This window comes from Tepidibacter formicigenes DSM 15518 (genome assembly GCF_900142235.1).
Taxonomy (GTDB): Bacteria; Bacillota; Clostridia; order Peptostreptococcales; family Peptostreptococcaceae; genus Tepidibacter; species Tepidibacter formicigenes.
On sequence record NZ_FRAE01000085.1, the window covers coordinates 1 to 8,671 of the forward strand.

The 8,671-nt window shown below is 28.4% G+C and carries 9 protein-coding genes and 2 riboswitches; of the genes, 8 read left to right on the forward strand and 1 reads right to left on the reverse strand.

Going from position 1 to position 8,671, the window contains the following annotated elements; translation table 11 throughout:
- Nucleotides 1–359: 359 nt before the first annotated feature.
- Nucleotides 360–534: riboswitch (cobalamin riboswitch) on the reverse strand.
- 110 nt (nucleotides 535–644) lie between these two features.
- The 4 genes from BUA77_RS11955 (at nucleotide 645) to groL (ending at nucleotide 5,267) form a co-directional block, all read left to right on the forward strand.
- Nucleotides 645–1,523: a DNA-3-methyladenine glycosylase family protein gene (locus tag BUA77_RS11955; RefSeq protein WP_072890565.1), complete on the forward strand. Its 879-nt coding sequence runs from the start codon at nucleotides 645–647 to the stop codon at nucleotides 1,521–1,523.
- A 6-nt stretch (nucleotides 1,524–1,529) separates the two neighbouring features.
- Complete coding sequence (cls, locus tag BUA77_RS11960) at nucleotides 1,530–3,017, forward strand: cardiolipin synthase (RefSeq protein ID WP_072890568.1); 1,488 nt, start codon at nucleotides 1,530–1,532, stop codon at nucleotides 3,015–3,017.
- 301 nt (nucleotides 3,018–3,318) lie between these two features.
- Nucleotides 3,319–3,603 (forward strand): co-chaperone GroES, encoded by a 285-nt coding sequence (groES, locus tag BUA77_RS11965; RefSeq protein WP_072890571.1) that lies wholly within the window; start codon nucleotides 3,319–3,321, stop codon nucleotides 3,601–3,603.
- A 35-nt stretch (nucleotides 3,604–3,638) separates the two neighbouring features.
- A complete protein-coding gene (gene groL / locus BUA77_RS11970; protein WP_072890574.1) occupies nucleotides 3,639–5,267 on the forward strand; it encodes a chaperonin GroEL in 1,629 nt (542 codons plus the stop codon).
- 131 nt (nucleotides 5,268–5,398) lie between these two features.
- Here the strand turns inward: groL and BUA77_RS11975 are convergent, their stop codons facing one another.
- Complete coding sequence (locus BUA77_RS11975) at nucleotides 5,399–5,749, reverse strand: flagellar protein FlaG (RefSeq protein WP_084605765.1); 351 nt, start codon at nucleotides 5,747–5,749, stop codon at nucleotides 5,399–5,401.
- Between the two features lie 230 nt (nucleotides 5,750–5,979).
- Between BUA77_RS11975 and larB the strand changes: the two genes are divergently transcribed.
- The 4 genes from larB to BUA77_RS11995 all read left to right on the forward strand — a co-directional run.
- Complete coding sequence (gene larB, locus BUA77_RS11980; protein WP_072890577.1) at nucleotides 5,980–6,729, forward strand: nickel pincer cofactor biosynthesis protein LarB; 750 nt, start codon at nucleotides 5,980–5,982, stop codon at nucleotides 6,727–6,729.
- A gap of 40 nt (nucleotides 6,730–6,769) precedes the next feature.
- Nucleotides 6,770–7,522 (forward strand): nickel pincer cofactor biosynthesis protein LarC, encoded by a 753-nt coding sequence (gene larC, locus BUA77_RS14700; RefSeq protein ID WP_330390110.1) that lies wholly within the window; start codon nucleotides 6,770–6,772, stop codon nucleotides 7,520–7,522.
- Nucleotides 7,523–7,530: 8 nt separating this feature from the next.
- A complete protein-coding gene (larC2, locus tag BUA77_RS14705) occupies nucleotides 7,531–7,971 on the forward strand; it encodes a nickel pincer cofactor biosynthesis protein LarC2 (RefSeq protein WP_456300369.1) in 441 nt (146 codons plus the stop codon).
- 82 nt (nucleotides 7,972–8,053) lie between these two features.
- Nucleotides 8,054–8,155, forward strand: a riboswitch (purine riboswitch).
- A gap of 227 nt (nucleotides 8,156–8,382) precedes the next feature.
- Nucleotides 8,383–8,671, forward strand: a 289-nt coding sequence (locus tag BUA77_RS11995; protein WP_200773969.1) for a transposase zinc-binding domain-containing protein, incomplete at its 3' end; no start/stop codon positions are given.

Here is an 8,671-nt window from a genome sequence, read left to right on the forward strand (position 1 = left end):
CTAAAGTTAGAAATACTGTTTCTTTAAAAGCTGATGTTTTACTGGCTTGTATTTCTCAGTTAGTTGCGTTTGTTTTAATGTTTAAGACTAACAATATCCACAATCCTCTTGCTATTAAATCTTTAATTGCTTAAGTTTTTTTAAACTCTATATCCTTTTTAAAAAGGTTTTACTGAACCTTTATTTAACTGCGTCTTTTTTTGAATATTACTGTTAATAACTCTTTCTATTTAGTAATTTCAACTCAATTTTTCTGTGGATAACCTTTCACTCTATTTTGCAACTACCTACAAAATCCAAAAAAAGTCCATATCTTTATCTTGATAAACAAAATAAAGATATGGACTTTACCGTCATCCAATCTAAATATTTTTAAGGCAGGTCTCCTGGCTTGGCTTCACTGCTATATCCTCCTTCCCAGAAAAATCCAGTGGATAAATAGATATAGCTCTACCTTACAGTGGTGGGTCCGCTTAGGATTTTCACCTAATTCCCTATTCTCCTATAAAAGGCACCTTAAAAATTTAAAGTGTGTTTAGTTCTTCTTTAATATTATTCTATAACTTTTAATATAATTCCTTCTTTAAAACTAACACTTTTTGGGTAAATTAATAAGATAAATAAAAATAGAAAGGATGGAGCTTATGAAAATACATGAAGAAAAAAATAGAATTATAGTAGAAAATATGAAGGATTTTGAACCAAAGCATATATTTGAATGTGGTCAATGTTTTAGATGGAATTTAGAAGAAGACAATTCATATACAGGTGTAGCTTTTGGCAAAATATTAAATATAAAAAAAGAAAACAATATTGTATATTTTAACAATACAAATTCAGATGAATTTCATAATATATGGTATAAGTATTTTGATTTAGAAAGAGACTATACTAGTATAAAAAATAATTTAAGAAAAATAGACGATTATTTAGAAAAAGCTGTAGAGTTTGGAGGGGGAATAAGAATATTAAACCAAGATGAATGGGAGATAATAATATCTTTCATAATATCTGCTAATAATAGAATACCAATGATAAAAAAAGCAATAGAAAATTTATCTAAAAATTATGGAGAATATATAGGAGAATTTAGAGGTGAAAAATATTATTCTTTTCCATCTCCTGAAAAAATAAATTCTTTATCAGAAGAAGAGATAAGAAAGTGTGGGACCGGATTTAGAGCTCGATATATAAAGGATACAAGCTTTATAATAAATAAGAATAGAGACGATATATATAGATATAAAAATTTAGATACAGATATGTGCAAAAAAGAACTTTTACAATTCTGTGGAGTAGGCCCTAAAGTTGCCGATTGTATAATGTTATTTTCGATGCAAAAATATGACACATTTCCAGTTGATGTATGGGTAAAAAGAGTTATGGAGGAGTTTTATTTAGAAGAAAATCTAAGCTTGAAAAAAATAAGAGATTATGGGATAAATAAATTTAAGGGACTTTCAGGATTTGCTCAACAATATTTATTTTATTATGCAAGGGAGCTTGGCATAGGTAGAAAATAGGAGGTGATGGATATTATAGATTCTTTGCTATGGGTATTTGGTATAGTATTTACAATATCAGCAGTACTTGTATCTATAGTTATATTTTTAGAAAATAGAGATCCATCTAAAACAATAGCTTGGCTCTTACTTTTTGTATTATTTCCATTAGGAGGATTTATAATATATCTTCTTTGTGGTCAGAATATAAGAAAGAAAAAAATATTTAAAACGCAAAAAATATTTTCTGAAATAAAAGCTACTAGATTATTTAAAAGCCTAAAGGAATTTGAAAATTTGATTTTAGTAGAAAAGCAAGCTATAATGGAAAATTTAATTTTTAATGATTTAAATATGGACAATAAAAAAAGAGTAATTAATCTTTTATTAAATACAGGAAGAGCACCTTTTACTTTAAATAACAAAGTACAAATACTTACTAATGGCGAACAAAAATTTAATCAACTATTAAAAGATTTAAAGAATGCCAAACATCATATTCACATTGAATATTATATAATAAAGGAATGTGAAATAGGAAATAAAATAAAGGACATACTAATTCAAAAATCTAAAGAAGGTATAAAAGTTAGAGTTTTATATGATGATGTAGGATGTTGGAGGCTTTGGTTTAGACGAAGTTTTTTCAATGAAATGAGAAATGCTAATATAGAAATATATCCATTTTTACCTTCATATTTTCCTTTTTTCAATAGAAAAGTTAATTACAGAAATCACAGAAAAATAGCGGTGATAGATGGGAATATAGGATATACGGGAGGAATAAATATTGGAGATGAATATTTAGGAAAAAATAAAAAGTTTGGATTTTGGAGAGATACACATATGAAAATAGAGGGAGAATCAGTCTACATGCTTCAGCTTACTTTTTTATTAGACTGGTATTTTGCTTCTAAGAAGAGAGTTTTTGATGAGAAATATTTCCCATCTATTTCATATAAAGGAGATAGTATAGTTCAAATAGTAGCAAGTGGACCAGATTCAGATTGGGAGGCAATACATCAAGCTTACTTTGCGGCGATATCTCAGGCTAAAAAAAGAATTTATATACAAACTCCATATTTTATTCCAGATGAAAGTATATTAATGGCTTTAAAAACGGCAGCATTAAGTGGAATTGATGTAAGGATTATATTTCCTGGAATAGCTGACCATAAAATAGTCTATTTGGCTTCATTGTCATACTTTGAAGATATATTAAAAAGTGGAGGAAAAGTATACTTATACAAAAAAGGATTTATACACTCTAAAGTATTATTAATAGATGATGATATAGCTTCTGTTGGAACTGCCAATATGGATTTAAGAAGTTTTATGATAAATTTTGAAATAAATGGATTTATATATGATAAAAAAGTTATAAAAAGATTAGAAAAAGACTTTATACAAGATATAAAAGACAGTGAAGAAATAAAGCTTGTTGAATATTTAAATAGACCTATAATACAAAAAATTAAGGAATCAGCAGCAAGGCTTTTTTCTCCTATACTATAAAATCTTTTAATGTTTTGCTTGAATGTTAGTTTTCTCTAAATAAGACTAATATTCAAGCAGTTTAATTTGCATTGGATTTAAGAAAAATTGTTTGAAATATTAAAAATAGGAGAAAACAAAAGGAAATCAAAGAAAATATAGGATAATAGATGAAAATAAGCTATAATTACCTATAAAAACTCTTGAAAATAAAAAAGCTTTTATATAGTATATAAGTGTAATTAGCACTCGGTAAAAGTGAGTGCTAATACTAACTAAGTATTCAATATTTAAATTTAAATATAACTAAGGAGGGGTAATAATGAGAATTAAACCACTAGCAGACAGAGTAGTTATAAAAAAATTAGAAGCTGAAGAAAAAACTAAAAGTGGTATAGTTTTACCAGGAAGTGCTAAAGAGCAGCCACAAATGGCAGAGGTTGTTGAAGTAGGTCCTGGCGGAATTGTAGATGGAAAAGAAATAAAAATGGAAGTAAAGGTTGGAGATAAGGTAATATTCTCAAAATATGCGGGAACAGAAGTTAAAATAGAAGGACAAGAATATACAATTTTAAGACAAAGTGATATATTAGCAGTTGTAGAATAGATTATTTAAATAATACATAATTAGGAGGGGTTATAATGGCTAAAGAAATTAGATTTTCTGAAGAAGCTAGACGTGCTTTAGAAACTGGAGTTAATAAATTAGCTGATGCTGTAAAGGTTACTCTTGGACCAAAGGGAAGAAATGTTATTTTAGATAAAAAATTTGGTTCACCACTTATAACAAATGATGGTGTAACTATAGCTAAAGAAATAGAACTTGAAGATGCATATGAAAATATGGGAGCACAACTTGTTAAAGAAGTAGCTACTAAAACTAACGATGTAGCTGGAGATGGTACAACAACTGCTACAGTTTTAGCTCAAGCTATAATAAGAGAAGGGCTTAAAAACGTAGCAGCAGGATCTAATCCAATTCTTCTTAGAAAAGGGATTCAAAAATCAGTTGATGTTGCCGTTGAAGAATTAAAGAAAATATCTAGACAAATTGAAAATAAAGAATCTATAGCTCAAGTTGCAGCTATTTCTGCAGGGGATGAAGAAGTAGGAAAACTTATAGCAGATGCTATGGAAAAAGTAGGGAAAGATGGAGTTATAACTGTTGAAGAGTCTAAAACAATGGCTACAGAGCTTGATGCTGTTGAAGGTATGCAGTTTGATAGAGGATATCTTTCTCCATACATGGTAACAGATGCAGAAAAAATGGAAGCTGTTTTAGATGAACCATATATATTAATTACAGATAAGAAAATAACTAATATTCAAGAAATACTTCCAATTCTTGAACAAATAGTTCAACAAGGAAAGAAACTTTTAATAATTGCTGAAGATGTAGAAGGAGAAGCTTTAGCAACACTTGTAGTTAATAAGCTAAGAGGAACATTTGAAGTTGTTGCAGTTAAAGCTCCAGGATTTGGAGATAGAAGAAAAGCAATGCTTCAAGATATAGCAATACTTACTGGTGGTCAAGTGATTTCTGAGGAATTAGGACTGGATTTAAAAGAAGCAGACTTAAGTATGCTTGGTAGAGCATCTACTGTAAAAGTTACAAAAGAACATACTACAATAGTAGATGGTGCAGGAAGTGAAAATGACATTAAAGATAGAGTAAATCAAATAAAAGCACAAATAGAAGAAACTACTTCTGAATTTGATAGAGAAAAATTACAAGAAAGACTTGCAAAGCTTGCTGGTGGAGTAGCTGTAATTAAAGTAGGTGCTGCTACAGAAACTGAATTAAAAGAAAGAAAATTAAGAATAGAAGATGCATTAAATGCTACAAGAGCTGCTGTTGAAGAAGGTATTGTATCAGGTGGAGGTACTGCACTTGTTAGCATAATTCCAGCAGTTGAAAAATTAATAGAAACTCTTGAAGGAGAGGAAAAAGTTGGTGCTAAAATTATAAGAAAGGCACTAGAAGAACCATTAAAGCAAATAGCTATAAACTGTGGACTTGAAGGTGCAGTTATAGTTGAAAAAGTTAAAAACTCTGAAGTTGAAGTTGGATTTGATGCATTAAACGAAAAATATGTAAATATGATAGAATCAGGAATTGTTGATCCAACTAAAGTTACAAGATCAGCTCTTCAAAATGCATCATCAGTAGCTTCTGTATTTTTAACAACTGAAGCAGCTGTTGTTGAACTTCCAGAAAAAGAAGCTCCAGCAATGCCAGGAGGAATGGGCGGCGGAATGCCAATGATGTAATAAGAAGAAGACCTTTTGAGGTCTTCTTTTTTTGTACTGATGGATTAACAGAAACTAAAAATAAAGAAGAAAAAGAATTTGAAGATGATATATGTATATTAGGAATGGAAATAAAAGGCCAATAGGCCTTTTTAACCTTTTGCGTCAACGAAAATACCAGATTTTTCCATGAAAGAAGCGACCATATCTAGTATTTTTTCTGAAGGTATTTCTTTTATTATTTCTTTTGTTTCATTATTTACGATTTTTATACAAATATCTTTTGTTTTTTCGTGTATAGAGTATTCAACAGAAGTATCTGGACCCATTGAATTTTTATCTGATTTTTCAATAGCTTCAATTAATTTTTTTTCTCCAGGAAAAGATGCATTTGCTTCTTTATTTTTATATGTATTTAGGATATCTTCATTTTTTTTATTATAAGCATTTTGATATTTAGTTGTTGATGTTAAATTATTAGAAACTTGATAATCTATAATCATAATTTACACCCTCTTTTAAAAATTTTTAAACTCATTAGGTTAAATTCATAGGACTTTTGTTGTATCTTTTACACATAATAATATATTATAATATTATGCATAAAAAGTCGATATTTGTTAAAATTATTTAATATTTCTGGAAAATTTATATATAATGTATTTTTTTGGTATACTTTTAATGTGTATAAAAAGTAATTTTTGTATTAAAACTACCTAGTGAGGTGAAATAAATGGATATATATTCTTTAAAAAAACTTTTAGAAGGAGTTAAAAAAGGAAATATAGAAATAGAAGATGCAATCAAAAATTTAAAATCTCTTCCTTTTGAGGATTTAGGATACGCTAAAGTAGATCACCATAGGAGTATTAGAAATGGGTATCCTGAAGTCATATACTGTGAAGGAAAAACTGATGAACATATACTAGGAATAATAGAAAAAATGAATGAAAATAAATCTAATATATTGGGAACAAGAGCTAAAAAAGAAACTTATAAAAAAATAAAAAAGATATATCCTAATTGTGAATATGAAGAATTAGGAAGAATTATAAAAATACAAAACAAGCCTATGGAAAAACTAGGAAAAGGAAATATTGTTGTTGTTACAGGAGGAACCTCTGATATTTCTGTAGCAGAGGAAGCATATCATACAGCACAGTTTCTAGGAAATGAGGTAAAAAGATTATATGATGTTGGAGTTGCTGGTATACATAGACTTTTAAACAACAAAGAAGTACTATTTGATGCAAAAGTAATAATAGCTGTAGCTGGAATGGAAGGAGCTCTTCCTAGTGTTATAGGAGGACTTGTTGATGTTCCTGTGATTGCTGTACCTACATCAGTAGGATATGGAGCAAACTTTAATGGACTTTCTGCATTACTTACTATGCTAAATAGCTGTGCTTCTGGAATATCTGTTGTAAATATAGACAATGGATTTGGAGCAGGATATCTTGCAAGTATGATAAATAAGTTATAATTTTTAATTAAAACCAAAAATTATGTAAGGAGAGAAAGTGATGGAAAAAATACTTTATTTTGACTGTGTTTGTGGAATTTCTGGAGATATGACACTTGGTGCACTTCTTGATTTAGGACTCGATAAAGATAAATTTTTAAGTGAGCTTTCAAAACTTAATATAGATAATGAATTTGAAATTAAAATAGAAGATAAAAAGGAAAGTGGAATACAAGGTACTAATGTTAACGTGATTTTAAAAGATAATCATAATCATGAACATAATCATCATCATCATAGACATTTAGATGATATATATAAAATAATAGAAACTTCTAATATAAGTGAAAATGCTAAGAAATTAGCTAAAGATATATTTATGGAGGTTGCCATAGCAGAAGCTAAGGTTCATGGAACAACTATTGATAAAGTCCATTTTCATGAAGTAGGAGCAACTGATTCTATAGTAGATATAGTAGGAACTGCAATACTTATAGATATGTTAGATGTAGATAAAATATATTCTTCCGCTGTACCACTTGGTAGTGGATTTGTAAAGTGTGATCATGGAATTATGCCAATTCCAGCTCCTGCTACTCTTGAAATTTTAAAAGGAGCAAAAATTAAATTAAACTCAATAAAAGGAGAAACTACAACACCCACAGGAGCTGCCATACTAAAAGCCTTAAGTTATGATTTTGTACAAGAGTGTGAATTTGAAGTAGAACAAATAGGGTATGGAATGGGTAAAAAGAAATTTGAAATACCTAATATGCTTAGAGCTATTGTTGGTGTAAAAAAAAACAAAATATAGTATATGAAATAAATGCAAATATAGATGATATGAATGGAGAAATATACTCTTATTTATATGAAAAAATACTGAAAATAGGAGCATTAGATATATATACACAAAGCATATATATGAAAAAAAATAGACCAGCAGTAAAACTTTGTGTAATTTGTGAAGAAGAAAAGTTAAGTGAAATAATAGAGCTTATACTAAAAGAAACAACAACACTTGGAATTAGATACAACAAGTTTTTAAGAGAGACTCTTGATAGAAAAATAGTTAAGATAAAAACAAAATATGGTAATATTTCTATTAAGTTTGCATATTATAAAGGTAAAATACTAAAATATTCACCAGAATATGAGGAGTGTAAAGTTATAGCAGAAAATTTTAAATTACCTTTGAAGACTGTATATGAAGACATAACATGTACAGTGAATAAATATTTAGAAAGTTTTAGAATTAAATAATTTTTCGACAAGAAATGTTAAGAATTTTCATTTATATTAAAAGTTATTGACAATAAAAAAAATTTTTGATAAATTATATAGCATAAGTTAAAAAAGATTCGCTCATATATCCTCGATAATAAGGGTCGAGAGTATCTACCGGGAAACCGTAAATTTCCTGACTATGGGTGAAATTATTATAGGGAATATTTATTTATAAGAAGTGGGCTTGTAGGCTGAGAGTATCCCTATGGGTTTGCTAATTAAATAAATATACAGTATACGAGAACCTATATAATAATTTCGCTCTATTATAGAAATTATTATATAGGTTCTTGTTTTTTATATTAAGTAGGAAATTATAAAATTTCAAAATCTGTGGAAAACTTGCTAAAATATATGTATAAGTATTGAAAAAAGAGAGATGAAGAGATGACTAAAGTAACATTAAAAAAAATATTGCAAGATAATTGGCAAAACTTTTTAAAGAAAAAAATTAAAAGAATTCCGAAGGTAATAAGGGCAGATGTTATAGAAACAGTTGAAAAAGCAATGGACTGTGGGAGGCTAGAAAAGGGATATACAGAGTATATGTGTTTAGAATGCATGGAAAGTAAGAGAGTAGGCTTTACATGTAAAAGTAAATTTTGCACTAGATGTGGGAGAATTTACGTTAGTAAATGGGTTGAAAAACAGGAAGCTAACATTTTAGATATTACTC

Coding starts and splice junctions, on each gene's coding strand:
- BUA77_RS11975 (WP_084605765.1), bottom strand. CDS start 5,749: ATGATTATAGATTATCAAGTTTCTAATAATTTAACATCAACAACTAAA.
- cls (WP_072890568.1), top strand. CDS start 1,530: ATGGATATTATAGATTCTTTGCTATGGGTATTTGGTATAGTATTTACA.
- larC (WP_330390110.1), top strand. CDS start 6,770: ATGGAAAAAATACTTTATTTTGACTGTGTTTGTGGAATTTCTGGAGAT.
- larB (WP_072890577.1), top strand. CDS start 5,980: ATGGATATATATTCTTTAAAAAAACTTTTAGAAGGAGTTAAAAAAGGA.
- groES (WP_072890571.1), top strand. CDS start 3,319: ATGAGAATTAAACCACTAGCAGACAGAGTAGTTATAAAAAAATTAGAA.
- groL (WP_072890574.1), top strand. CDS start 3,639: ATGGCTAAAGAAATTAGATTTTCTGAAGAAGCTAGACGTGCTTTAGAA.
- BUA77_RS11955 (WP_072890565.1), top strand. CDS start 645: ATGAAAATACATGAAGAAAAAAATAGAATTATAGTAGAAAATATGAAG.